This is a genomic window from Pseudomonas frederiksbergensis, assembly GCF_035751725.1.
Taxonomy (GTDB): domain Bacteria; phylum Pseudomonadota; class Gammaproteobacteria; order Pseudomonadales; family Pseudomonadaceae; genus Aquipseudomonas; species Aquipseudomonas frederiksbergensis_A.
In genome coordinates this window covers 5,955,506-5,980,567 of sequence record NZ_CP142104.1, presented here as the reverse complement: position 1 = coordinate 5,980,567, position 25,062 = coordinate 5,955,506, and the positions used below count along the sequence as shown (strand labels likewise).

At 60.3% G+C, this 25,062-nt stretch carries 22 protein-coding genes; 18 read left to right on the top strand and 4 right to left on the bottom strand.

Annotation, left to right across the window (positions count from 1 at the left end; translation table 11 throughout):
• The first annotated feature begins 477 nt into the window (after positions 1-477).
• The 5 genes from VQ575_RS26985 to VQ575_RS26965 all read left to right on the top strand — a co-directional run bounded on the left by VQ575_RS26985 (position 478) and on the right by VQ575_RS26965 (position 6,208).
• Complete coding sequence (locus tag VQ575_RS26985; protein ID WP_325918769.1) at positions 478-1,449, top strand: tripartite tricarboxylate transporter substrate binding protein; 972 nt, start codon at positions 478-480, stop codon at positions 1,447-1,449.
• A 76-nt stretch (positions 1,450-1,525) separates the two neighbouring features.
• Positions 1,526-1,999, top strand: a complete 474-nt coding sequence (locus VQ575_RS26980) for a tripartite tricarboxylate transporter TctB family protein (protein WP_039593200.1) — start codon at positions 1,526-1,528, stop codon at positions 1,997-1,999.
• 9 nt (positions 2,000-2,008) lie between these two features.
• A complete protein-coding gene (locus VQ575_RS26975; RefSeq protein ID WP_039593201.1) occupies positions 2,009-3,529 on the top strand; it encodes a tripartite tricarboxylate transporter permease in 1,521 nt (506 codons plus the stop codon).
• Positions 3,530-3,597: 68 nt separating this feature from the next.
• On the top strand, positions 3,598-4,755 hold the full coding sequence (locus VQ575_RS26970) for an L-talarate/galactarate dehydratase (RefSeq protein WP_325918768.1): 1,158 nt from the start codon (positions 3,598-3,600) through the stop codon (positions 4,753-4,755).
• A gap of 28 nt (positions 4,756-4,783) precedes the next feature.
• The gene (locus VQ575_RS26965) at positions 4,784-6,208 is read left to right on the top strand and encodes an FAD-binding oxidoreductase (RefSeq protein WP_411829992.1); all 1,425 of its coding nucleotides are present in this window, start codon (positions 4,784-4,786) and stop codon (positions 6,206-6,208) included.
• Between the two features lie 154 nt (positions 6,209-6,362).
• Here the strand turns inward: VQ575_RS26965 and VQ575_RS26960 are convergent, their stop codons facing one another.
• Positions 6,363-7,070 (bottom strand): NUDIX hydrolase, encoded by a 708-nt coding sequence (locus tag VQ575_RS26960; RefSeq protein WP_039593204.1) that lies wholly within the window; start codon positions 7,068-7,070, stop codon positions 6,363-6,365.
• Positions 7,060-7,617: an adenylyltransferase/cytidyltransferase family protein gene (locus VQ575_RS26955; protein WP_045154587.1), complete on the bottom strand. Its 558-nt coding sequence runs from the start codon at positions 7,615-7,617 to the stop codon at positions 7,060-7,062. Before VQ575_RS26955 ends, VQ575_RS26960 begins: the two co-directional genes overlap by 11 nt.
• A 194-nt stretch (positions 7,618-7,811) precedes the next feature.
• Here VQ575_RS26955 and VQ575_RS26950 point away from each other — a divergent pair, with 194 nt between their 5' ends.
• Genes VQ575_RS26950 through nudK form a run of 4 tightly spaced genes read left to right on the top strand, consistent with a single transcriptional unit; the run spans position 7,812 to position 11,170 of the window.
• On the top strand, positions 7,812-8,459 hold the full coding sequence (locus VQ575_RS26950) for a nicotinamidase (protein ID WP_045154586.1): 648 nt from the start codon (positions 7,812-7,814) through the stop codon (positions 8,457-8,459).
• A 9-nt stretch (positions 8,460-8,468) separates the two neighbouring features.
• A complete protein-coding gene (pncB, locus tag VQ575_RS26945) occupies positions 8,469-9,698 on the top strand; it encodes a nicotinate phosphoribosyltransferase (RefSeq protein WP_039593207.1) in 1,230 nt (409 codons plus the stop codon).
• A gap of 1 nt (position 9,699) precedes the next feature.
• Positions 9,700-10,533: an ammonia-dependent NAD(+) synthetase gene (nadE, locus tag VQ575_RS26940; protein ID WP_325918764.1), complete on the top strand. Its 834-nt coding sequence runs from the start codon at positions 9,700-9,702 to the stop codon at positions 10,531-10,533.
• Positions 10,534-10,573: 40 nt separating this feature from the next.
• Positions 10,574-11,170: a GDP-mannose pyrophosphatase NudK gene (nudK, locus tag VQ575_RS26935; RefSeq protein WP_039593209.1), complete on the top strand. Its 597-nt coding sequence runs from the start codon at positions 10,574-10,576 to the stop codon at positions 11,168-11,170.
• Positions 11,171-11,179: 9 nt separating this feature from the next.
• On the opposite strand, the gene ftrA is transcribed toward nudK, so the two are convergent.
• Positions 11,180-12,175, bottom strand: a complete 996-nt coding sequence (ftrA, locus tag VQ575_RS26930) for a transcriptional regulator FtrA (RefSeq protein WP_039593210.1) — start codon at positions 12,173-12,175, stop codon at positions 11,180-11,182.
• 327 nt (positions 12,176-12,502) lie between these two features.
• Between ftrA and VQ575_RS26925 the strand changes: the two genes are divergently transcribed.
• The 5 genes from VQ575_RS26925 to VQ575_RS26905 all read left to right on the top strand — a co-directional run bounded on the left by VQ575_RS26925 (position 12,503) and on the right by VQ575_RS26905 (position 17,384).
• Positions 12,503-13,753 (top strand): cation:proton antiporter domain-containing protein, encoded by a 1,251-nt coding sequence (locus VQ575_RS26925; RefSeq protein ID WP_039593211.1) that lies wholly within the window; start codon positions 12,503-12,505, stop codon positions 13,751-13,753.
• 32 nt (positions 13,754-13,785) lie between these two features.
• Positions 13,786-14,580: a HalD/BesD family halogenase gene (locus VQ575_RS26920; RefSeq protein WP_039593212.1), complete on the top strand. Its 795-nt coding sequence runs from the start codon at positions 13,786-13,788 to the stop codon at positions 14,578-14,580.
• A gap of 84 nt (positions 14,581-14,664) precedes the next feature.
• Complete coding sequence (locus tag VQ575_RS26915) at positions 14,665-15,411, top strand: iron-containing redox enzyme family protein (protein ID WP_045154583.1); 747 nt, start codon at positions 14,665-14,667, stop codon at positions 15,409-15,411.
• Positions 15,408-16,337: an EamA family transporter RarD gene (gene rarD / locus VQ575_RS26910; RefSeq protein ID WP_039593213.1), complete on the top strand. Its 930-nt coding sequence runs from the start codon at positions 15,408-15,410 to the stop codon at positions 16,335-16,337. The genes VQ575_RS26915 and rarD overlap by 4 nt, the downstream gene beginning before the upstream one ends.
• Positions 16,338-16,394: 57 nt before the next feature.
• Positions 16,395-17,384 carry an aspartate-semialdehyde dehydrogenase gene (locus VQ575_RS26905; RefSeq protein ID WP_198725885.1) on the top strand — a complete coding sequence of 330 codons (990 nt, stop codon included), beginning with the start codon at positions 16,395-16,397 and terminating at the stop codon, positions 17,382-17,384.
• 61 nt (positions 17,385-17,445) lie between these two features.
• On the opposite strand, the gene VQ575_RS26900 is transcribed toward VQ575_RS26905, so the two are convergent.
• Positions 17,446-19,659, bottom strand: a complete 2,214-nt coding sequence (locus VQ575_RS26900; RefSeq protein WP_325918762.1) for an LTA synthase family protein — start codon at positions 19,657-19,659, stop codon at positions 17,446-17,448.
• A 240-nt stretch (positions 19,660-19,899) separates the two neighbouring features.
• On the opposite strand from VQ575_RS26900, the gene VQ575_RS26895 reads away from it, so the two are divergent.
• The 4 genes from VQ575_RS26895 (at position 19,900) to VQ575_RS26880 (ending at position 24,987) form a co-directional block, all read left to right on the top strand.
• Entirely contained in the window at positions 19,900-20,802 is a 903-nt protein-coding gene (locus VQ575_RS26895) for a LysR family transcriptional regulator (RefSeq protein ID WP_045154581.1), read from the top strand.
• Positions 20,803-20,928: 126 nt separating this feature from the next.
• Positions 20,929-21,555: a glutathione S-transferase family protein gene (locus VQ575_RS26890; protein WP_198725875.1), complete on the top strand. Its 627-nt coding sequence runs from the start codon at positions 20,929-20,931 to the stop codon at positions 21,553-21,555.
• A gap of 101 nt (positions 21,556-21,656) precedes the next feature.
• Positions 21,657-22,850 (top strand): DUF3142 domain-containing protein, encoded by a 1,194-nt coding sequence (locus VQ575_RS26885; RefSeq protein ID WP_325918760.1) that lies wholly within the window; start codon positions 21,657-21,659, stop codon positions 22,848-22,850.
• Positions 22,837-24,987, top strand: coding sequence for a hypothetical protein (locus VQ575_RS26880; RefSeq protein WP_325918758.1), 2,151 nt, complete (start codon positions 22,837-22,839; stop codon positions 24,985-24,987). Before VQ575_RS26885 ends, VQ575_RS26880 begins: the two co-directional genes overlap by 14 nt.
• Positions 24,988-25,062: the final 75 nt, after the last annotated feature.

Here is a 25,062-nt window from a genome sequence, read left to right as displayed (position 1 = left end):
GCTCAGCTCTTCCCGAACCAACCCCCTGACTCCAGGGGGTTTTTTTATGGGCGCACATTAAACGGCGTTTCCTTTTGAGGATCAGCGCAATGACTCGATTCGGTTTTTACCCGGTCCTGTTCGTCGCATTCGTGGTAGGTCCGGAACAACTGCGTTGACAACAGGGAGTAGAGGTGTTGATATCAAGTCATACGACAACGTATGACATAAGAAAATAATAAAAATGAAAGGTGCAGTCATGTTTTCTGCATTTACCGCCCAAAGGGTATGCAGTCCTCCGGCCTCACGCTTTAGCGCCGTGCGCCGAACGCTTTCTTTCCTGTCCGAAATGGCCCACGCGGGCTCGCAGCTACTACAGAACGCCTCGTTTTCCACATCCAAGCGCCTTCGCCTGTTCCATCAGGCGTTAGCACTGGGTGTGTCCGTTTCTCGCGCAACCTCAACCACACAATGAATCGCAGCACCCGGAGAACAATAATGAAGAAAACACTCTGCGCCTCTTTAATCGCCTCGTTTCTGAGCCTGACCGCCGGCAGTGCAATGGCGGCCGAAGCCGTCGACTGGCCAACTCGTCCGGTACAGGTCGTGGTAATCGCCAACGCCGGCGGTGACACTGATTTCAACGCACGGATGATGGCCAAGTACTTCACCAAGGTGACCGGCAAGGCCATGGTCGTTACCAACATGGCCGGTGGGGGCGGCACCATCGCCGCCGATGCGGTCAAGAGCGCAACGCCCGATGGCAACACCATTCTGTTTACCCACACCGGCCAGTTGATCGTCAACGAGGTGGCGGGGCTGTCCGAAGACCGTTTCGATGCGTTCGATATTTCCTGCATCGCTGGCGTCGACAAAGGCGCGGTGTTTGTCTCGGCGAAAAGCTCGGGCATCGACAGCCTCGATCAGTTGATCGAGAAGGCCAAGGCCAAGCCCGGCACCATCACCTACGGCACCGAGATGGGCAACTTTTCGCACCTGCAAGGCCTGATGTTCGAGAAGCTCGCCGGCGTGAAGCTGAAAATGGTCGACAGCGGCACCGTCTCGGAAAAAATCGTTGCCTTGCTGGGCAAGCGCATCGACCTCGGTGCGATCAGCTATGGCTCGGTCCAGGATTACATCTCCAGCGGCAAGATGTCCGCCCTGGGCCAGCCTAACGCCGAGCGCAATGCGCTGCTGGGCGACGTCAAGACCTTCAAGGAGCAAGGCGTGGACCTGGTGCTGGACAAGCCTTACGTCGTCGCCTTTCCGAAAGGCACCGACCCCGCCATCGTCAAGAAGATGGCCGACACCATGAAGAAAATCACCGAAGAGCCTGAGTACGCCGAGGAGCTGAAAAAGTCCTTCAAGCAGCCGATCAGCTTCCAAGGCACCGAAGAAGCGATCGCCACGTTGAACAAAACCCGCGACAGCTTCATGCAGTTCAAGGACGAGATGCGTAAAGCCAAATAATTTTGCGTAACGGTTCGGGTGCGTGCCGCGCTGGCTAGCACCCGACGCCCCGTCCTTCCAAGCAAGAGGAGCCTGTATGGATTCCTATAAGAGAAACGAGCTGATCGCCGGCCTGGCCATGCTCGGCGCCGGCATCGCTTATCTGGTATTGACCCTGAACCTGCCGCGTCGCGGGACGGTCGATGCCGCGTTTGTACCGTTGGTTCTCGCCGTCGCGCTGTGCCTGTTGGGTGCGTTGCAGTTATGGGCCTGGCGGAAACTGCCGGACAAAAGTGCCGAACCTGCGGAAAAGCCCGAGGCGATCGATTACCCAACTGTCATCAAATCCCTGGCATTGGTGCTGCTTTACACGGCGCTGATGGAACCGGTGGGTTTTTTGATCACCACTGCGCTCTATCTCTATGCCCAGTTCATCGTATTGACCCCGGCGGACGAAAAGGTCAAGCACCTGCGATACACGCTGATCGCGGTCGTTTCGGCTGTCCTGATTTTTTACATCTTTCGTCATGGCTTCGACTTGCTCCTGCCTGTCGGTTTATTGGATTTCTAGGGGACGGCCATGATTGAGCTCATGCAAACAGGCTTCGCAGCCGTACTGACACCCTACGTTTTTCTGTTGATCACCCTCGGCGTTGCGGTGGGGATCGTTTTTGGAGCGGTGCCCGGCCTCTCGGCCACCATGGCGATCGCACTGTGCTTGCCGCTGACTTACTCGATGGGGCCCGGTCCTGGCCTGGCACTGCTGGTGGCTTTGTTCGTGGGCGCCACCTCGGGAGGGCTGATATCGGCGATATTGCTCAACATACCGGGAACGCCGGCCTCCATCGCGACGACGTTCGATGGCTGGCCACTGATGCAGCAAGGCCATGGAGTGAAGGCCCTTGGGATTGGCGTGGTGTTCTCGTTCCTCGGCACGATATTCAGTATCGCGGCGCTGATGTTCATCGCCCCGATCCTGGCGGAACTGGCCCTGAGCTTTGGCCCGCACGAATATTTCTCTATTGCGATTTTCTCGCTGACGTTGATCGCCACGTTGTCCACCGGCTCGCTGGTCAAAGGTTTGTTTGCCGGGGCCCTGGGTTTTGCCTTCTCCACCGTGGGGATCGCCCCGGTCGAGGCCATCCGTCGCTTTACCTTTGACCTGCCGAGCCTCAATGGCGGCTTCGCCATGCTCACGGTCATGATCGGCATGTTCGCCGTCGCCGAAGTGTTGAAGTTCGCCGAGAGCGCGCGCCTGAGCCACCGGGCCAGACCTCAGCACATCAGCATGAAAGGTGTGAAAGGTTTTGGTTTTTCGATCAAGGAGTTCATCGGCCAGTTGCCCAACGCCACCCGTTCGTCCGTGATTGGCCTGGGCATCGGTATCCTGCCCGGTATCGGTGCCGGTACGTCGAATATCGTTTCCTACATCGTGGCCAAGAAGCGCTCCAAAACCCCTGAAGAATTCGGCAAGGGCAAGATCGACGGTGTGGTCGCCAGCGAGACGGCAAACAATGCCGGCATTGGCGGAGCGATGATTCCATTGCTGACGCTAGGCATTCCCGGTGATACCACCACGGCGGTCATGCTCGGCGGTTTCATGATCCACGGCCTCCAGCCCGGGCCGCTGCTGTTCATCAGCCAGGCGCCTCTGGTCTACTCGATTTTCGCCGCGCTTATCCTCGCTTCGGTGCTCATGCTGGTGCTGGAGTTCTATGGCCTGCGCATGTTCATCAAACTGTTGGCGGTGCCCAAGCACATCCTGCTGCCGATTATCCTGGTGCTCTGTGTGGTCGGCGCCTTTGGCCTGAACAGCCGGATATTCGACGTCTGGGCGGTGCTGCTGTTTGGCTTGCTGGGGTACGGGTTCGTCAAGGCCGGGTTGCCGATTGCGCCGTTCATCATCGGTTTCATCCTCGGTCCGATGGCCGAAACCAACTTGCGCCGCGGGTTGATGCTGTCCGATGGCAACTTCGGCGGCTTCCTGACCAATCCCATCTCGGCGGGTTTCCTCATCCTGGCCGCCGCGTCCATCTCCTGGCACCTGGTGACGGTCATTCGCAACCGTAAAAGTGCGGCCATTGAATTGATGCGCAGCTAGCCCATCGCATCGGCTGCTGCAACGCGCCTGTGTTGCAGCAGCAGAACCCAAACGTTCGGAGCATAGCCATGCAAGACAAGCCTCAACTGTCTTCCGCCGACGAGGACCGCATTGCCTGGGTGCGCGTGGCCTCGGTATTCCTGCCGCTGGCCAACCCCATCAGCGACGCCAAGGTGCTGACCGGTCGGCAAAAACCCATGACCGAAATCGCCATGCTGTTTGTGGAAATCGAAACCAGGGACGGCCACCGTGGCCTGGGGTTCAGCTATTCCAAGCGCGCCGGTGGCCCTGGGCAATTTGCCCATGCCCAGGAACTCGCCCCCAGCCTCATCGGCGAAAATCCCAGCGATATTGCCAAGCTCTGGGACAAGCTCTGCTGGGCGGGTGCCTCGGTTGGGCGCAGCGGCCTGGCGACCCAGGCGATCGGTGCATTCGATGTGGCCCTGTGGGACTTGAAAGCCAAGCGGGCCAATCTTTCCCTGGCGCGTTTGCTGGGCGCTCATCGTGATTCTGTCCAGTGCTACAACACATCGGGTGGATTCCTGCACACGCCGCTTGATCAATTAATGATCAATACAGACATCTCTAGGGAGAAGGGTATCGGTGGCATCAAGCTCAAGGTCGGCCAGCCTGACCAGGCGCTGGATCTGCACCGGGTCAGCACCATTCGCAAACACTTGGGGGATGGTTTCCCCTTGATGGTCGATGCCAACCAACAGTGGGACCGCCCCACCGCGCAGCGCATGTGCCGCCAGTTGGAACAATACAACCTGGTCTGGATCGAGGAGCCGCTGGACTGCTACGACGCCGAAGGTCACGCTGCGCTGGCCCAGCAATTCGACACGCCGATCGCCACCGGCGAAATGCTCACCAGCGTCGCCGAGCACTGGGAATTCATCAAGCTGCGCGCCGCCGATTACCTGATGCCCGATGCACCGCGTGTCGGCGGCATCACGCCTTACCTGAAAGTGCAGGCAGCGGCCGAACAAGCGGGGCTGATGATTGCGCCACATTTTGCCATGGAACTGCACATCCATCTGGCCGCCACCTACAGTCGCGAGCCGTGGGTCGAACATTTCGAATGGCTGGAGCCGTTGTTCAACGAACGCATGGAAACCCGCGAAGGACGCATGCTGGTGCCCACTCGGCCTGGCCTTGGGCTGTCCTTGAGCGAACGCGTGGCGGGATGGACGGCGGACCAGATCGAGATCGGGCGGCGCCCGTGATCAGGTCGACGAGGAGCCCGGCATGGCGATGAGTGCTGAGTTTATCCACAGCATCGAGCAGGTGGTCGGCGCTGCGGGCGTGGTGCGCGATCCGGCCCTCATGGCCAGTTATCTCACCGACTGGCGCAACGCCTACCAAGGCCAGGCCGCGTTGGTGGTCCGGCCCGCCACGACCGAGGAGGTGGCCGCAGTGGTGCGGCTTTGCCACGAGGCCAGGGTGGCGCTGGTGCCCCAGGGCGGCAATACCGGTTTGTGCGGTGGCTCGATTCCGGATGCTTCCGGCAGCCAGGTAGTGTTGTCTTTGACGCGCATGAAACGCATCCGTGAAATTGACCTGGCCAATGAAACCATCACGGTCGAGGCCGGGGTGATTCTGCAGCACCTACAGGAAGCCGCCAGCCAGGCCGGTCGTCTGTTCCCCTTGTCGCTGGGAGCGGAGGGCAGTTGCACGGTGGGCGGCAATCTGGCGACCAACGCCGGCGGCACGGCGGTGCTGCGCTACGGCAACATGCGCGAGCTGACCCTCGGGCTTGAGGTGGTCCTGCCGGATGGACGAATCTGGAACGGTTTGCGTGGGCTGCGCAAGGACAACACCGGCTACGATCTCAAGCATTTGTTCATCGGCTCGGAAGGCTCGTTGGGCATCATCACCGCGGCGGTGCTGAAGCTGTTTCCAGCAACCCACAGCACGGCGACAGCCTGGGTCGCGCTGCCCTCGTCACAAGCGGCGGTGGACTTGATCGGCCACGTGCGCAGCTTGTGCGCGGACCGCCTGACGGGCTTCGAGATGATGTCGCGTCAGAGCCTGGATTTCGTCCTGGACCATGTGGCCGGTTGCACGGATCCCCTGGAATCGAAGCACCCTTGGTACGCCTTGATAGAACTGCGCGACACGGTCTCCGACGCCCCCTTGGCTGCGTTGCTGGAAAACGGACTGGCCCATGCCTTCGAACGCGGTTGGGTCATCGACGCAGTTTTGGCCGGCAGCCAGGCGCAGGCCGCCGCATTGTGGGCGCTGCGCGAAGGTATTTCCGAGGCGCAGAATCACGAAGGTCCGAGCCTCAAGCACGACATCAGCGTGCCCGTGAGCCGCATACCCGAATTCATCGAACGCACAGACAAAGCCCTGCAACAGGACTTCCCGGGTGTGCGCATCGTTTCCTATGGCCACATGGGCGACGGCAACCTGCACTACAACATCAGCAAGCCGGTCGGCGATGAAGACGCCTCGTTCAAGGCCCGCGAACACGCGATCATGCAAGTCATCTACCGGATGACGAGTACCTTCAATGGCAGCATCAGCGCTGAACATGGACTGGGGCAAGCCAAACCCGACGCGGCGGTCCGTTTCAAGGATCCTCTGGAAATGGAGCTGATGCGTGCCATCAAACGCACGCTGGACCCGGCGGGGCTGATGAACCCTGGCAAGGTCTTTACTGCTGGGCCGGAGTGATCGAATCGGCCGTTACTGGCCTCCCCGCTGAATGCTGGACATCGAGAGGTTCCAGGGCGTCGTCAGGAAGTGGCCCAAGGTTGCGCGCTATCTGGGGATTGCCGCTAGCGAGCAGGAGCGGATAGCGCCAGCATTCGCCCTTGCCCGCTAAACGCTACTCCAGAAAACACCGATCAAACAGATAAACGCTGGCCGGTTTGAGATTTTCCACCGTGCGTTGCGGGCGTCCGCCATCGCCGGCTTTTTTGCGGCCGGTTTCCTGCAGATAACCCGCCTCGGTCATCTTCAGCAAACGCTGGCGCATGCTGGTCTTGAGCACCGGCCGATCGAGCACCACGGAGAAAATGCCCACCGCTTCCGGCGCACTGAATTCCGGGCCAAGGAACATCAGCGGCAGGCTGCTGTAGAGGGCTTTGGACAGCAACCGTTCCTGGACCGTGGCCACCAGGCTGTTGTGATCGAAAGGGAGTTTGATCGAGGCGTCAGCGACGTCCTTGAGGGAGAAGAATCCTTGGTGTTCGGCGAGCTGGACCGCTTCGCTGACAATCGCCAGGTAGAACGTCGAGGACGACCAGCAGCGCGGATCGCGGAACGCGTCGCCGACGGTGCCGACTTGTTCGATCCAGGCCAGTGGCATGCCGACTTTGCTTGAATTGCGCAGGCGCTCCACGGCGTCGTTCAGCGTGAGGTCTTCGACGTCACCATTGACCACGATCCCGGGCAGCGCCCAATGGCCGGCGAACGGCTCGGCTTCCCGTCGGTTCAGGAGGATTTCCAGCGCCTGGGTCTCCCGGCAAAAGCGCAGCACACAGAGGTCGATGGTGTGCAGATAACCGCGCGCAGGGGCTGTGCTAGTGGGCATGTCGATTTCCGTGGGTAGCGTAAAGGCCATAGTTTAACGGGTTCATGCCGGGTGCCATCCAGTCGATGGGCAGCGGCTCGCCCAACGCCAGTCGTTCGCGAACCACCGTACTGCGCACGTGGATCTTTTCCTCCACGCGAAGGATGGAAAACCGCTCCAGCAATTCCTGGCCGCGATAGAACGTCGGCAACAGATCCGCGACATCCTGGCCCACCACCAACGCGATCCGCTTGCCGTCCAGGGCCAGGCTGTCGGCGAGGTGAGCGAGCAGGGTGTAGCTGTAGATGGCGCCTTCGACGCCACGGGCGACGACCTGCTCCACCCGGCTCGCACGCACTTCGGCGCAGCACAGTGGCTGGACGTTCTCGACGATCGATTCCAGCCAGTTCAGGCGAACGTCATAGTCGACCATTTGCTTGCCGTAGGGATGCCGGAAGCTGGGGGCCACCAGCACGCGCCTGGCCTGGCGTGAGGCCTCGATCATCACCTGGGCGTGACCGGCGTGAGGGGGATTGAAGGCGCCACCATAAAGGGCAATCTCGAACATCGCTTCATCCTCTTTCGGTACATGACGTGTACTCTATCAGCAAAATTTTTTTGATGAAAATATGCTTCGTGCTGATTTATTAGAACTAAGCATTAATGGCGCATCAATGGCTCATCAGAAATAATTTCTGAAAATGGCTTGTTATGAAAGTACACCTTATGTACTCTCGTGACCATGAAGAGGAGAAACCCAGCATGAACAGCCTGACCCGGAAAACCGCTTCCTTCGATGTCGATGCGCAAAAGAGCTTCACGCCGCTGTGCCCTGATGAGCTTCCAGTGCCGGGCGGTGACCAGATTGCCGGTGAGCTGAATTTCATCGCCTCCCTGGCCAGCCTCCGCATTGGCAGCAAGGACGCTCATTCGCCCCTGGCCCCGTGGGTGGTCGCCGATCACACACAGATGTTCGTGCCGACTGGGCTCGAGCACGCCGACATTACCTGGGTCAGCCACTGCGTTCCCGGCACCGAAGGCTTCGCCCTGCTGGATCAGCTACCGACCCCGTACGACTACGACTATTTCGTCTGGAAGGGTGTCGAGCCGGATCTGCACCCGTACGGCGCCTGCTACCACGACCTGCACGGCAAGCTGTCCACCGGGGTGATCGAGTACCTCAAAGGCCAGGCTGTGGAGCAGGTCATTGTCGGCGGGCTGGCGTTGGACTTCTGCGTCAAGACCACCGCCCTGCAACTGGCGGCTGCTGGCTTCAGGGTGATCATTCACCTCCCGGCCTGCCGAGCCATCAGCGAGGAGGGGGCCATCCAAGCCATTGCCGACATGCAGCAAGCGGGCGTCGCGGTTGCCGCGACACGTGAAGAAACCCTCCGCCAGGCAAACGCATAGGGAACAGACATGGACAGTGCATTCGATACAAACAGCGGCACCATCCAGAGCCTTCTGGATACCGATTACTACACCTTCACCATGATGCAGGCGGTCTTGCACCAGCACCCGAATGTCGAGGTGGAATATCAGTTCATCGTGCGTTCCAAGGAGCGGCTCGGTCACCTGATTCCGGACATTCGTGTCGAATTGGAGAAGCTCGCCGGGTTGCAGCTGCGCGAGGGAGAGCAGCGGTTTTTGTTCAACAAGCGTTTCCGTGAGTACCTGACGCCGGACTTCGAACAGTTTCTCGGCTTGTTTCGCTTCAATTTGCGCTACATCCACGTTTCGGAAGTCGACGGCCAACTGCACATCCGCGTCCGTGGGCCGATGCTGCACTGCATCATGTTCGAGCAACCGGTATTGGCGATGGTCAGCGAACTGCGCAACCGTGAGAAATACCCCGAAGTCGAGTTGGCCGACGTCACCCGCAAGCTGTACCAGAAATTCGAATGGCTGGAGAAGAATGCCAGCCGTGAAGAACTCGCCGAGTTTCGCGTTTCAGATTTCTCCACCCGGCGGCGGCTGTCGTTCAGGGCCCAGCGTGAAGTGGTGAATGTCATGCGCAGCGATTTCCCTGGGGTCTTTGTCGGCACCAGTAACGCTCACCTGGCTTACGAGTTCGATCTGCCGCTGATCGGCACCATGGCTCACCAATGGCTGATGGTGCACCAGCAACTCGGGCGCTTGCGCGAGAGCCAGAACGCGGCGTTGGAAAACTGGGTACGTGAGTATCGCGGCCGCCTCGGTATCGCCTTGACCGACTGCATCAGCACCGACTTTTTCCTCAAGGATTTCGACCTGTACTTCGCCAAGCTCTATGACGGCCTGCGCCAGGATTCAGGTGACCCCATCGCCTGGGCTGACAAAGTGCTGGGGCGCTACAAGGAGTTGGGCGTCGATGCGCGGACCAAGGACTTGATGTTCTCCGATGGCCTGAATTTCGAAAAATGCCTGCCGATCCTGCGTCATGTCCGTGGCAAAGCGAAGTTCGGTTTTGGCATGGGCACCAGCCTGGCCTGCGATGTCGACGGCGTCGAACCGCTGAGCATCGTCATGAAGCTGGTGCGGGTCCACGGCGAACCGGTCGTGAAGTTCTCCGACGATCCGATCAAGAACGTCTGCGAGGATGCCTCGTTCCTGCGGTATGCCGCCCAAGTATTCAACGTTGCCCTGATCAATCCACAATTGGGAGCCTGATATGACTTCGCTTGCGCAAGAACGCATCGCCCGAGAGCTGGGCATCGACCGTCAACTCAACCAGGGTGGCGAGGCCTTGGCGATTGCCCGCCGCATTGAATTCATCAAGCAGACCTTGCGTGAGTCGGGCTGCCAGTCCTTGGTGCTGGGGATCAGTGGCGGCGTCGACTCGCTTACCGCCGGTCGCCTGTGCCAATTGGCGGTGGAGCAACTGCGAGAGGAAGGTTACGCAGCGCGATTTATTGCCGTCCGGCTGCCGTACAAGGCCCAGGCCGACGAACAGGATGCCCAGGCTTCCCTGGACTTCATCCGGCCGGACTTGATCACCACCAGCAACATCGCCGCGTGTGTTGACGGGCTGATGGACAGCATCGCCATCGATGGCTTGCAGCCCTCGGCCGAACTCATCGACTTTGCCAAAGGCAACGCCAAGGCCCGGGCGCGGATGCTGGCGCAATATGCCATTGCCAATCTGAGCAACGGATTGGTGGTGGGAACCGATCATGGGGCGGAAGCAGTGATGGGTTTCTTCACCAAGTTCGGCGACGGCGCGTGTGACTTGGCACCGCTGTCCGGGCTGACCAAGACCCAGGTGAGATGGTTGGCCGACGCGATGGGCGCCCCCGCGCATCTGGTGCGCAAGGCACCGACCGCCGATTTGGAAGACCTGGCGCCCGGTAAGTTGGATGAAGTGGCGTATGGCTGCAGCTACGAGGAGATCGATGCGTACCTGATGGGCGAAGAGGTGTCGCCGCAGGCGCAACAGATCATTGAACGCGCCTACCTCAAGACGGCCCACAAACGAGCGTTGCCCCGCGTGCCGGTATTGTTGTAATAGATTTCAATGGGACCTTTGGCCTCGAACGGAGTGGCAAATGACACAGGCAATCGGCATCAAGGATCGTGTACGCATCAAGCACGTCGAAGTGCTCTCGGATAATTGGTACATCCTGCGCAAGACGACCTATGACTATCTCGGCCGAAACGGCCAATGGCGCGAGCTGACGCGCGAAACCTACGACCGCGGCAACGGCGCCACCATCCTGCTGTACAGCAAGGCCAAGCAAACGGTGGTGTTGACTCGGCAATTCCGCTTCCCGGCCTTCGTCAATGGGCACGACGGCCTGCTGATCGAAACCTGCGCCGGCCTGCTGGACAACGACGACCCGCAGACCTGCATCCGCAAGGAAACCCAGGAAGAAACCGGCTATGTCGTCCAGGACGTGCGCAAGGTCTTCGAAGCGTTCATGAGCCCGGGATCGGTGACCGAGCGGATCCATTTCTTTGTCGGTGAATACTTCGATGAAGACAAGCAGCACGAAGGCGGGGGCCTTGAGGACGAGGGTGAAGAGATCGAAGTGTTGGAGCTGCCGCTCGACCAGGCACTGGGCATGATCGAGGCGGGGGAGATTTGTGACGGCAAGACCATCATGCTGTTGCAGTACGCCAAGCTGCATCGGTTGCTGGATTGACGACGGGCTTCAGCAGTTGGCGATCCAGGCAGCTTGTTTGCTGATCTCGCCGCTGCCGAACCTTTCACGATAGGCGGAGGGAGCCAGGCCCACTGCGTTGCGGAAGGCAGCTCGAAAGCTTTCCACTGACCGGTAGCCACAGGCTTGTGCGATCCCAGCGGTGTTCTGGTCCGTGCTTTCCAGCAGTTCCCTCGCACGGTTCAGCCGTTCCTGTTGCAGCCAGACTTTGGGTGGCAGCCCGGTGGTTTCAACGAAACGCCGCAAAAACGTGCGCTCGCTCATGGCCACGCGAGCGGCCATGTCGGCCACGCTCAACGGTTGATCGAGGTTTTCGCGAATCCATTGCAACACGCGCGTCAGTTCGTTGCGCGGCGACTTGCACACGGGAGCGACGATGAATTGCGATTGCCCGCCGGTTCGTTGTGGCGCCATGACCAGGCGCCGCGCCACCGAATTGGCGATGTGCGTGCCGAAATCCCGGGCGATCAGATGCAGGCAGGCGTCGATGCCGGCGGCGCTGCCGGCTGAGGTGATCAGCTGCCCCAGGTCGACGTAGAGCACGTTGGGGTCGACTTTGATGCTGGGGAACCGCTCGGCCAACTCTTGTGAGAATTGCCAATGGGTGGTCACGGTCTGGCCGTCGAGCAGCCCCGTTGCGGCGAGTACGAAGACCCCCGAGCAGATCGACAGCAAGCGTGCCCCGCGAGCGTGAGCTCGCCTGAGCGCTTGGAGCAATGCCTCGGGAGGCGGCTCATAGCGACTGCGCCAGCCGGGAACGATGATGGTCTGCGCGGTTTCAAGCGCCTCCAGGCCGGCATCGACGCGAATCTGCAGGCCACCCAACGCATGCATCGGGCCTTGGTCGACCGCGACGATGCGATGGGTGTACCAAGGCACGTCCAGTTCTGGGCGGGGCAGGCCGAAGATCTCCAGGGCGATACCAAACTCGAATACGCAAAGGCCCTCATAAACAAGGATTGCCACTGTTCCGGGATGAGCGTGCATTTGGCGTAAATTCACCGTTTATTGTCGTCTGCTGCACTGTAGCGGACGTTCCCATGTCCCTACAATCGCTGCCAGGCAATCAGGAAACCAAGACGGCTGCGCCCCACAAAGGTGACTGTCGCGTTACCGGTAACCCACCCCATCGCACCGGTAGAGGATTGTCACTTCCAGATTTATTCCTGCTTCTACAGAAGTTCGATGAGTTCGAGCTGCGCGAGTGTGCGCATCTGATTGAGTTCTGTTAAGGGCGCTGCCAACGGATATCGGCGGTGTCGAGGAGTTGTCAGTTGTACCCGGATTAACCTGGACGTTGTAAGGGAATGGAATATGTTGCTGATCCAGATATTGTTTGTGATGTTGTCAGCAAAACTCCTGGGGGCGGTATTCAATCGCTTGGGGCAGCCTCAGGTAGTTGGCGAAATGATAGCCGGTTTTGTGTTGGGGCCGGTTGTACTCGGTCAGCTATTCCCCACCTTTCATCAACAGTTATTTGACAGCACTGCCGTTACACAGCTGAAAGTATTGAGCGAGCTGGGCATCTTGTTGTTCATGTTCGTCATTGGTGCGGAGTTTCGGTTTCCTCTCAAGCAGAGCAAGACGGGCTTCAAGGCCATGGTCATCGGCGCGTTCAGCATCGTTATCCCTTTTTCTCTCGGCGCCGCGATGGCCCCTTGGCTGTTCGAGCACTTCGCCATGCCCGGGACCTCTCGGTTGGGTTTCGTCCTGTTCATCGGCACGGTGTTCTCCGTGACCGCTTTCCCGGTACTGGCGCGGATTCTCAAGGAGCGAGGCATGCTCGGTACACAAACCGGTGCGATTGCCTTGCTGGCCGCCGCCATGAGCGATGTGGTGGCGTGGATGCTGATAGCGGCCGTGGCCATGGTGAATGGCCAGGACGACAACTGGATGGCCCTGTTCTTGCGAGGCGCGTGCCTGTTGTCGCTGGTGGTCTTTTCCTTGCTGGTGCTCAAACCGTTGCTGGCCCGCTGGCTTGCCGCTGAAGGAAAACTCGCGCAACCCATGGTGCTGGTGGCGCTGCTGGCCGGTGTGATGATCTACGGCAGCCTGACCGACGCTCTGCAAGTACACGCTGTGTTCGGTGCTTTCCTGTTCGGCCTGTGCTTGCCCCGGGACCAGCGCTTGCTGGACATGATCATCGAACGGTTGGAACACGTGTCGCTGATCATATTGATGCCTTGTTTCTTTGCCCTCGCAGGCTTGAGCACCACGTCTTCGGCTTTCTCGGGCCTTGGCGTCTGGGTGTTGCTGGTGATCCTGCTGGTGGCTGTCACCGGCAAAGTGGCCGGTAGCGCCCTGGGCGCAAGGCTGGTGGGATGCTCCTGGTCCAATTCCCTGACCGTCGGGGCCCTGATGAATACCCGCGGGCTGATGGAACTGGTCGTGCTCAAGATCGGCCTGGACATGGGCATTATCGGCAGCGAGCTGTTTACCGCCCTGGTGGTGATGACCATCGTCACCACGCTGATGACCGGCCCGCTGATGAATCTGCATAACAAGAAAGTCATCCCCACAGGCACTCCGTTAATCGCGCGAGTGTCGCCCCCCACGGATTTGTAACACCGACCGATAACAATGGAATGGAGCGATAAATGAGCGAACAAACATCCAGCTTGGTCATCGAAGTAATGGAGCAACAACTGGCCAAGCACTTCCAGGCTATTTTGCAAGATGAAAACCGGATGAAGCAGATTCGTAATGAATTTCGCCGCGATGGTTATTTCAACTTCAAGAACTTTTCCTTCCTGCCAAAAAGGATTCTGGAAAACGTTCACAGCGAAGTTCATGCGCTGTTGGATGAATATTCGGTACGTCGCGATGTTACTGTTCCGTCCACCGGTAATACTTACCGCAAGATGTACAACGTCAACCAACCTGAGATTGCCGAAGGCGGGACGTTCATTCCGGCGCTCTACCAATCCGAGTCGCTGCGTAATTTTCTCGGCAACATCGCTGGCGATGACCTGGCGTCCTGCTGGGAGCAAGAGCAATACCTGATCACCAAGCTGAGCCATCCGGGCGATACCCACGGCTGGCATTGGGGCGATTACCCCTACACCATGATCTGGATCATCGAAGCGCCCGAGGACCCTGCGATCGGCGGCGTGCTGCAATGCGTGCCTCACAGCGAGTGGGACAAGCAGAACCCGCAGATCTGGCAGTACATCCTCAACAACCCGATCAAGTCCTACCACCACCTGAAGGGCGATGTGTATTTCCTCAAGTCCGATACCACGTTGCACCACGTCGTGCCGATCCAGCAGGAAACCACTCGGATCATCCTCAATACCTGCTGGGCCAGCGCCCATGACCGGCGAACCGACGTTGCCCACGAAAGCATCGAAGTGATCTGGGACACCAAGGCCCGGTCTGCCGAAGAAGCCTGACGGCAAATCGGCCGGGCGGATGGCTGTCCGCCCGGCTTCATATTTGAAAATCAACGTTGCCCCCGGGGCTCAAGGAAGCAGGCCATGTCCATTACCCAAGAAACCTTTCAATCCGAAACCGCTTACGTCGTGCGCAACGAAGGTGTCGACCTGGAACTCCAGTCGTTCATGGATGAGCAGATCGACTACATCCTCAAGCATCGGGCGACCGAACACCCATTTCTCAACGCCTACGCCGAGCACGGCCTGCCGCCGGAGCAAAGCAAGGTGCTGTACTTGGAAACCCTGCATTACTTCAAGTATCTGCCGTTCTATGTCTGTGGCATTTCCACCATTACCCGTGACGAGGCGGTGTTGCGCACCATCGCGTTCAACGCCCGTGACGAGCTGGGCGAAACCCATTCTCACTCCGACCTGTATCGCAAGTTCCTGCACGACAAGGGCATCAGCGAAGAGCAGATCGAAGCCTACAAATGTCTGCCGAGCACCCAGGCGTTGAATGACGGTATCTGCGCGCTCTACAGCAAGCCGCCGCTGCAAAAAGCCCTGGGCGGCCTGTTCGCCGACGAGGCGATGTCGGCCTCGATGGTTTCCAAATACAACGATGGCCTCATCAAGGAAGGCGTCGGCGAACGTGGACGGTTCTTCTGGACGCTGCACATGGAAGTCGAAGTCGGGCATTCCAACGCCGTGTTCAATGTTATGGAAAAACACCTGCAAACGCCGCAAGAGCGCCGTCTGTTCGCCGAAGGCATCGAACAGTACCTGCACCTGATGGAAGTGTACTGGGACGGTATCGAGCGCAAACTCAACGCTGGAGGACGTCAATGACCGCCAAGAATGAATCCGGACAAGGCGTGGCCTTCGGGCTCGGCGCCACGCTGCTCTGGGGCTCGTACCCTCTCTGGTACAAGCCCCTCGCAGGGCTCGATGCCTACCATCTGCTGTCCTGGCGCGTCGTCTTTGCCGAGCTGTTTCTCCTGGCGCTGGTGTTGTTGACCGCCCGGGTAGGAACGTTGCGTTCTACGCTCAAGACGGTTCGCCCGGTGAACGTGCTGACGGTGTCGGCGGTCCTCGGGCTGTGGTGGCTGATGTACATCTACGGGATCATGACCGGACGCGTGTTGGAGGTGGCTTTCGGCTATTTCCTCAGCCCCATCATGAGCATGGTGGTCTCGCGGGTCATCTTCAAGGAGCGCCTCACGTCATTGCAGACCTGGGCGATATTCCTGGCCGTCACCGGTGTGACGTTGATGGCATTCGAGTTGCTGAACCTGCATTCATTCCCATGGATCGCACTGGTCATCGGCTTCTGCTATTCCTTCTATGGCATCTTCAAGAAAAAGGTCCCCGGCGATCCGGTGGTCATCCAGACCTTGGAAATTGCCGTACTGCTGCCATTTGCGGCGCTGTTCCTGGTGCTGGCCCAAGCCCAGGGCGTAGGGCATCAGTTCCTGCAATCGGGTACCCGCGACCTGTTGCTGATCGCGACGGGCCTGATCACGGTGCTGCCGTTGTGGTGGTACAGTCTGGCGGCCAAGCAGTTGTCGATGATCACGCTGGGCTTCTTGCAATTTGTCCCGCCAATTTGCAATTTCCTGTTGGCGGCGTTCGTTTACGGTGAACCGGTCTCGTCGTTGAAACTGGCGGCGTTCTCGTTCATCTGGCTGGCGCTTGCGTTGTTCACGTTGAATTCCATTCGGGTCCAGCGTGCAGCGGCAGCCGCCAGGTTGTCCGTGCAAATGCGTACGGCATGACATACCCGCCCGCGCCGCCTGCAGGCGGCGCGGGTAATTCAGGATAAGGGAATCGAAATGAAGAAAGTCGCCGTGGTGGGTTGCACCGGTGCAGTGGGCATGACCATGCTGCAATTGCTTGAAGACACCGACTACGAAGTGGTCTGCATGGCCTCTGAGCGTTCGGCCGGCAAGCGCTTGAAGGCTGGTAACACCGAGCACCTGATCGAGCCGTTTTCGGTCGAAGGCTGCGCTTCGTGCGATATCGTCTTCCTGTGCGTTTCCGGATCGTTTGCCTTGGAATATGGCGAGCGCCTGGCTGAAAACTCATACGTTATCGATAACTCATCGGCTTTCCGTTATCACCCGGACATTCCGCTTCTGGTACCGCCGATCAATGGTCAGCGCTACAAGGGCGAAAAACTGATCGCCAACCCCAACTGCTCCTCGGCCATTGCGCTGATGGTGCTTGGGCCGCTGCACGACACCTTCGGGCTCGAAAGCGCGATCATTTCCACCTATCAGGCCGCCAGTGGCGCGGGGCAGCCCGCCATGCTGGAGCTGCGGGAAAAGGCCAAGGCGTTCGGCGATTATGGTGATGAAGACGGCAGCGAGAACTTTGCCCATAACCTGGCGTTCAACGTCATTCCCCAAGTCGATTCGTTCGAAGACAACGGTTACACCCGCGAAGAGATGAAAGTGGTCTGGGAGTTGCGCAAGGTCCTGGGCGAACCGGAGCTGGCCATCAGCACCACGGCGGTGCGGGTGCCGACCCTGCGTTCTCACGCCGAGAGCCTGAGCCTGCGATTCAGGAAACCGGTCCAGTCGCTGGCCCAGGTGCGCGAACTGCTTGCCGCGGCGCCGGGCGTCGAAGTGGTGGACGAACCCAAGCAGGGCGTTTATCCGATGCCCATGACGTCGACGTACAAACATGCGGTCGAGGTTGGCCGGATTCGCTACAACCTGATCTACGGCGAAAACGGACTGGACCTGTTTATCAGCGGCGACCAATTGCTGCGTGGGGCGGCGTTGAACGCCTTCGAAATCATGCAGTTGGTCAGCGATTGATCGAACCAGGCATCGAGTGAACCAAACGCGCAACCGCCCCAGCGGCTGCGCGTTTTTGCTTTCAGCTGGACTGCGCCTCGCTGTCGTCCTGCATGTCATCCAGGTATTCCGGCTGGTCCGATTGGTCGGGCAATTCGGTGACGACGCTGAAGTCGCTGATTTCGATTGCGCCAGCCCCATGGCCCAGCAAGTGGAAAGAGAACGCCTTGCGCGGTTGCGGATTATCGAAATGGATGTCCATCACCAGCGGTTGGTCGCTAGTCACCGCCACATCGGTGGGCAAGTCCATTGGCACGTCTTGTTCGAATTCCTTGGCCTTGAGGGAAATGTACGCAGCGTGGCCTTTATCCACGGCGCGAATGGTCAGGCTTACGCGTGTGCGGGTGCCCTTGGGCATCTCCAGATATTGGGCGCCGATCAGGTTGTCGGTCCAATCGTTGGAGACGTGGGCGGGCAACGGGATTTTTTCATTGCTGCCGAATTGGTAATGCTGGTTAAGGGGCGTTGCCAGCAACGTTTGGTCCAAGGCAGTGGCCCGTGCGGCAATCAGCCGGGCCCGTTGACCACCGTATTGCCCGGCGTAAGTGGCACGGTCGGCGATGAAGCCCTCGCTCTTGTAGTCACGGCAACGTTGCAGGAAATCGCATTCGGTGAAGGTGCCCTTGCCATCGTGATAACGCAGCTTGCCGTTGGTGAACGACATGATTTCCCGACCTGTCTCGTAATGCCTGAACATCGAGCGGCCGGACAGTGAAATCGGTATCTCGAAACCAAAGTAATCGAGCACCGAAGCGGTCAGGTCGACATGGCCATGCACCCCTTGCTTGATCGTCGGCAACGGCTCCGGCGCCAGCGTCAGGTTGAACCCCCAGGACGACGCCAGGCGCACGTCATCGATGCCATGGGATTCATCCGAGGTGATGACCACCAAGGTGTTTTCCAGGATGCCCTGGCGTTCGAGGCCCGCGAGGAAGTTGTCCAGCGCGTCGTCCAGGTAGCCCACGGCGGCCTGCTTGGCGGTGTCGTAGCGCTCCAGGTAATCGTCCGGGGCCGAGTAGGGTTGGTGCGTGCCGACGGTCAGCAGGGTGAGCATCCATGGCTTGTCCGTCTGTTGCAGTTGCCCGACATAGTCCAGCGCGCCTTCGAAAAAAGTCTTGTCATCCTTGCCCCAGGGAAACTCCAGATAAGCCGGTCGAGTGAACCACTCCATGCCCAACGTCGTGTCGAAGCCGATGTGCGGCATGATCCGGTCCTTGGCCATGAAGCGCAGCCCGGCGCCTTGCAGGAAATGAGTCGAGAACCCGTTCTTGCGCAACTGGGCGGGCAGGCAGGCCTGGTTGCGCTGAGTCTGGTTCAGCATCTCGACGCCCTTGGGCGTGCCATCGTCGAGTTTGTCGTAGTCACCGCACAGCATTGCGTACAGGCCACGGATGGTCTGGTGGCTGTGCAACACGTAGTTGGGCGTATTCATTCCACGTTCGGCCCAGCTACTGAGGCGCGGCATCAGGTTTTCCTGGTAACGGCTTTGCAAAGCCTGGCGGTTGGTCTCCAGGTAGGCGCCGGGAATGCCTTCCAGGGTGATGATCAGGACATTGCGCGCACGGCCCGGCGCGGCGAGCAGCTTTTGCCCTTCCAGATCCAGGCGCGTCAACCCTTCCATGGGCGGAGCCGGTTCCGGCGTGTCGCCTGACAGCCATTGTTCGAGGTGCTCTTGCCCGGCGGCGACGCTGGCGGTCATGAGCTGGTGGGGCAGGTTGAACAGGTCCCACTGGTCTGCCTCGCTGGGGCGCCAGCTTTGTATGCTGCCATGCACCAGCAAAAGCGCTACGGGCATGGCCCAGGCATGACGTGGCAGGGGCGGCGGCTGGCGGCTTCGATTAACCCATTGGATGGCTAGGCAGAACGCCAGTGCTGCCAGTGTGGCGGCGGCGCCCCAAGGATGAGCGAAGCCGCCGCTGCTGGAGTTCTCGACGAACTGCGGGTCGATCAGGTACTGGATGTCCGCAGGGGTTGGCATCCGTCCTACTGCGCTGACCAGTTCGATGCTGGCGAGCGTCAGTGCACACCACGCCAGCAATACAGGTAACGCGAGCCACCAGGGACGACGATAGAGCACCATCATCAACAAGGTGCCGATGGCAATATCCGACAGATACCCCAGCGGGTCGGACCAGCCCAGTGCGAGGCGCAGCCCCATGGGGATCAGCAGCACGCAGCCGGCCAGGGCGGCGAGGGTCGCGCGTGGATGGGTCAAGGTTCGGTGGACAATATTCACGGAAAACGGCCTTTCGGTTTTAACCAAACCATCGAAAAACACTGGCCCCTTGCCAGCGAGTCTGTGTTTGGTCATTAAACGGTCACAAAACTGTGCGGGATGGTACCAAGCCCAGCCGCCATTATTGGCCCACGATCTGGCGGCCGGCTGCGGTTCGCCGCTCAACGCCTCTACAATGGCGCCACGGCGCGGCTTTCGGCGTGCACAAAACTTGTATCAGGATTTCTCATCGGAGGATGGATGGACAGGTTCCAGGAAATGCAGGTGTTTGTTGCCGTGGCCCAGGAGTCGGGATTTTCATCGGCTGCGCGACGCCTGGGGCTGTCGGCGGCCAGCGTGACGCGCGCAGTGGCGGCGCTGGAGCAGCGCATCGGTACGCCGTTGTTGGTGCGTACCACGCGCAACGTCTACCTGAGTGAAGCAGGCCAGCGCTTTCTCGAGGACAGTCGCCGGATCCTCGGTGATCTTCAGGAAGCCGAGGATTCCGCCGCGGGCAGTCACGCCCAACCGCGTGGGCAACTGACCATCACCGCGCCCGTGCTGTTCGGACAACTGTTTGTCACGCCGGTGTTGGTGGACTTCCTGGAGCGCTATGGCGAGGTCTGCGTCAACGCCTTGCTGCTGGATCGCACCGTCAGCATGGTGGAGGAGGGAATCGACGTTGCCGTGCGCATCGGCGAGTTGCCCGACAGCAGCCTGCACGCCGTACGTGTCGGCGAGGTGCGGCGAGTGGTGTGTGGCTCGCCGGATTTCTTTGCCCGCCACGGTCGGCCGCAGCACCCGCAGGACCTTGAGCGAATGCCTGTGGTGTCGTCATCAGCAATCGGCCAGGTCAAGCATTGGACCTTCGTCGAGGCAGGCCAGCCATTGTCCGTCCGCCCCTCACCGCGGCTGGTGGTGACAGCCAACCAGGCCGCCATCACCGCGGCGTGCCAAGGCTTGGGGATGACGCGAGTGCTGTCCTACCAAGTGGCCGGCAACCTTGCAGCCGGTGAGTTGGAAGTCGTGCTGGCGGATTTCGAACTGCCGCGGCTGCCGATCCATGTCGTTTATCAAGGCGGGCGCAATGCGCCGGCGCGGGTTCGCAGTTTTGTCGACTTCTTGGTCAGTGCGTTGCGAGAACACCCAGTCTGGAAAGGCTGATGCATTGTTTCGCCAGCGGAAATAATGGATTGCGCCTACAGGTGATTCTATAGATCCGGGCTTGAGCAGAAGATGACGCCATCGACGCCGTCCTACCGATGGCGTCCTCTCTCAGCGGAGTCGACCATGAACCCGATCAAGCTTTATCACTTCCCACTCTCGGGCCACGCCCACCGTGTCCAGCTGATGCTCTCGTTGCTCGATTTGCCTGTAGAGATAAGCTTTGTCGATCTGGCCAAGGGGGCGCACAAACAAGCGGATTTCCTGGCAATCAACCCATTCGGCCAAGTGCCGGTCATCGACGACAATGGTGTGGTGCTGGCTGACTCCAACGCGATCCTGGTGTACCTGGCAGCCAAATACGGCCAGGGACGTTGGCTGCCAACGGATCCGGTCGGCGCCGCTCACGTCCAGCGCTGGCTGTCGGTAGCCGCCGGACCACTGCATGCCGGCCCGGCTACGGCGCGGCTGATCACGGTGTTCGGTGCCTCTGCCAACGCCGAAGAGGTGATCGCCCGTTCCCACAGTCTGCTCAAGATCATTGACCAAGCGCTGGGCAACAGCCCTTATCTGGTGGGTGACACCCCGACCATTGCCGACATCGCGGGCTATAGCTACATCGCCCATGCGCCGGAAGGCAATGTTTCGCTGCAAGACTATGCCCATGTGCGCGCATGGCTGGTGCGGATCGAAGCCCTGCCTGGTTTCGTCGGGATGCCGCGTACGGCTGCGGGTTTGCAGACAGAAGTCTGAGCTTCAGGCCGGTCAGGGCGGGGGGACAACACCCCCGCCAGCGGTTTGTGTAAAAACCTGGAAGCGTTAATCTGCCAGCCTTTCTTGGTTGGCTGCGTTTCATGAACTTTATCCACAGGCTATCGCTGGCCGTCGCCGCGTTGTTTCTGAGCGGCTGCGACCAGCCCGCGCCTACCGTTCTCGACCAACAGCTCTATGTCTGGCAACGCCAGTGGACGCCGGCCCACGAAGGGGCTTTGCGTGAGAGCCGCCGCGATTTTTCCAGCCTGCGGGTGTTGGCGCTGCAGGCGTTTCCCGGAGCAGGTTGGAGCCGGGCGCGTATCGATCCGGCGTTGCTCAAGGCTGATGGTCGACCGCTGGTGGCGGTGGTTCGCCTGGACGGCCAGCTCAAATCCCTAGACCAGGACGAGGTGATCGCACAGATCCAGCAGATGCTGGGCGACTGGCAGGCCCAGGGCCTGGCGCCGTTGGGCGTCGAGATCGATCACGATGCGGGTAATGCCCGGCTACCGGCCTACCGGACCTTTCTCGCCCGGTTGCGACAAGTCTTGCCAACCACGCTCCAGCTCAGCATCACGGCGCTGCCGGCCTGGCTCGACAGCCCCGAGTTGCCTGGCTTGTTGGCGACGGTAGACAGCAGCGTCCTGCAGGTCCATGCCGTCAGTGATCCCCGACAAGGGCTGTTCGATCCGGAGCAGGCCAGACGTTGGGCCGAACGCTGGGGCGACGTCACCACGCGGCCGTTCTACTTAGCTTTGCCGGCCTACGGCGTGGCGCTGCTGACCCCGGAAAACGGTGCGCCTGTGGTGGAAAGCGAAGTGCCCATCGACCGGGGCGGCGAACGTCGGGAGCTGCTGGCCGATCCGCAACAGGTCGCCGGCCTGACCGCGAAGCTGCGCGCCGACCCGCCTGTGCAACTTGCCGGGATCATCTGGTTTCGCCTGCCGCTGGCGGGCGATCGACGGGCATGGAGCCTGACCACCCTCGGCGCGGTGGCCCGTGGCGACAGGCTCGACAGCCGGATGCGATTGCACGTTGAGGAGCGGGGCGGCCTTTACGATATCCGCCTGGTGAACCAGGGCAATCTCGACAGCCCTTGGCCCCAGCGGCTCACGCTGGCGGTAGGCGCGTGTGACGGGGTCGATGCCCTGGTGGGTTATACGTTGCAACAAACCCCCGGAGTGCTTACCTTCACGCGCATTAAGGAAGGCCGCCTGGCTGCCGGTGCCCAACGGGCGATCGGTTGGGCGCGCTGTACAAAAATTGACCAAGGAGGATTCAATGTCTACCCGTAAGTGGCCTCGTCGCCTGCTATGCCTGAGCCTCGGTCTACCCCTGGGCCAGGCGCTGGCCTGCGGGCCGGAGTTCCCGATGCGCCTGCTGGATAACCGGGCCCAATCCTTGGCGGAGTTGCCCGAAGGCAGCTTTCGTTTCGAGGTGAGCCGTCTCGGCCAAGCCATTGCGGGGTTGAAGCCGACCACGGATGCGACGCGCAATCCGGATTACAGTTATGACGATGTCGCTTCCTACGTAGAGCAACGCAACAAAGCCGAACAGCTTGGCCTGACGCCACCGCAACAAGCCGTGATCGAGCGGCTGCGGGCGCTGGGTGATGTCGAGCAGGTCGCCAGAGACGCGGCGAACCTGCCCGCCGAGCTGCGCTTGTACGCGGTGGGCGCGGCGGCTTTCAACGCGGGCGATCACCAGCGCGCCGTCGAATCATTCCAGCAATTGCTGGCATTGCCAGCCGAGGAACGCCGCCTGCGTAGCACTTGGGCGGCCTATTCACTGGGCCGTGCGTTGTTCGCCATGGCCACCGAAGCCGGCCGTGGGGAACCGGCGGTCTTGCAGGATCAGGCGCGCCAAGCCTTCCGCCAGGCCCGCGAGCTGAGTATCGCCGGCTTCAGCGACCCACTGGAATTGGGCGTTGCCAGTCTCGGCGAAGAAGCCAGGGTGGCCTACACCGCCGACGACTGGAACAGTGCCATCGAACTGTACGCGACCCAGAACCTGCAAGGATCCCCAGTCGGCTACAGTTCGTTGCTGCAATTGGCGAGCAACCTCAGATTGGAGTCGGATGGACGCCTTAAAGAGCTGCTCAAGGCCAAGGCCGTCCAACGCCTGGCGACGGCGTACCTGCTTAGCCGCGTCGGCTGGTGGGACGGTGAGGAGCCTTCGGGCGAGAAAGAACTCGTCAAGTTGCTGCAGGCCAACGCCCAAGGCAACCTGGAGGATGCGGACCGCTTGGCAGCGGTCAGTTATCAACACGGTGATTACAGCGGCGCCAAGGCCTTCGTCGATAAAGCCGCGGACACTGGGTTGGCCTGGTGGGTACGCGCCAAACTGGCCCTGCGCGACGGCGACAAGACTGCTGCGGCGGCGGCTTATGCCAAGGCCGCCCAGGCATTTCCAAAAGAGGAATCCTGGGGTGATCGACGCACGCCGGACTGGGACTACGAAACGGTTCAACCCAAGTGCCGGGTCGAAGGCGAAAGTGCAATCCTTGCATTGCAGCGCGGCGACTACCTGCAAGCGTTCGATCAGCTTTATCGTGGCGGCAACAATTATTGGTACGACGCCGCGACAGTCGCCGAGCGCGTGCTGACGGTCGATGAGCTCAAGCAATACGTCGACGCCCAGGTTCCGGCGCCGCCGCCGTTGAGCCAGGAAGATCGGAACAATTACGTACCGTTGTCGGTGGCCGCGAATCTACGCAACCTGCTGGGTCGTCGCTTGTTGCGCGAAGGGCGCTACGAGGAAGCGCCGGCATATTTCGATAATCCCGAACTCCAGGCCAAGGCCCGTAGTTACGGCGAACTGCGCCAGGATGCCGAATCGAAATGGTGGCCGACGAGCCGGGCCGAGGCATATTTCAATGCGTCGGTTGTTGCCCGCAGATCCGGGATGCAATTGCTGGGTTACGAGATGGCGCCCGACTACGCGAGCCTGGAAGGTAACTACAGCTTTGAACCGGTGGAGCTGAAGGTCGGTCCGCTGGTGTCCGACGCTGAAGTTCAACGGCAACAGGCCAGCGCCGCTCAACCGGACATGCGTTATCACTACCGTTTTGTCGCCACGGCGCTGGCAAGCCAGGCAGCCGATCACCTGCCGCACACCAGCCAGGCGTTCGCCGCAGTGCTGTGCAAAGCGGTGGGGTACAACTCGAGCCTTGCAGAGCAAAGCGCGTTGTATCAGCGTTATGTGAAAGAGGGGCCTTACGTGGAATGGGCATGGGACTTTGGCCATCAGTGCCCGGAACCGGCCTTCGACCAGGCCAGCAAGCGCTACGTGACCCAAGCCGTGGCGCCCGTACGCTCGGCGTTGCGGCCGTTCAAGATCTGGTTGCAAATCGGTGGGGCGGTATTGGTGGTTGCTGTTGCGCTGGCATTGATCAGCCGTCGCAAGCGCAAGGCTCGGGTGGCGTCGAGCTGATTAAGAAGCGAACTTGCTAGCGATGAGGCCGGGTCAGTCTGACGCCATCGCGAGCCAGCTCGCTCGCCACCAGGG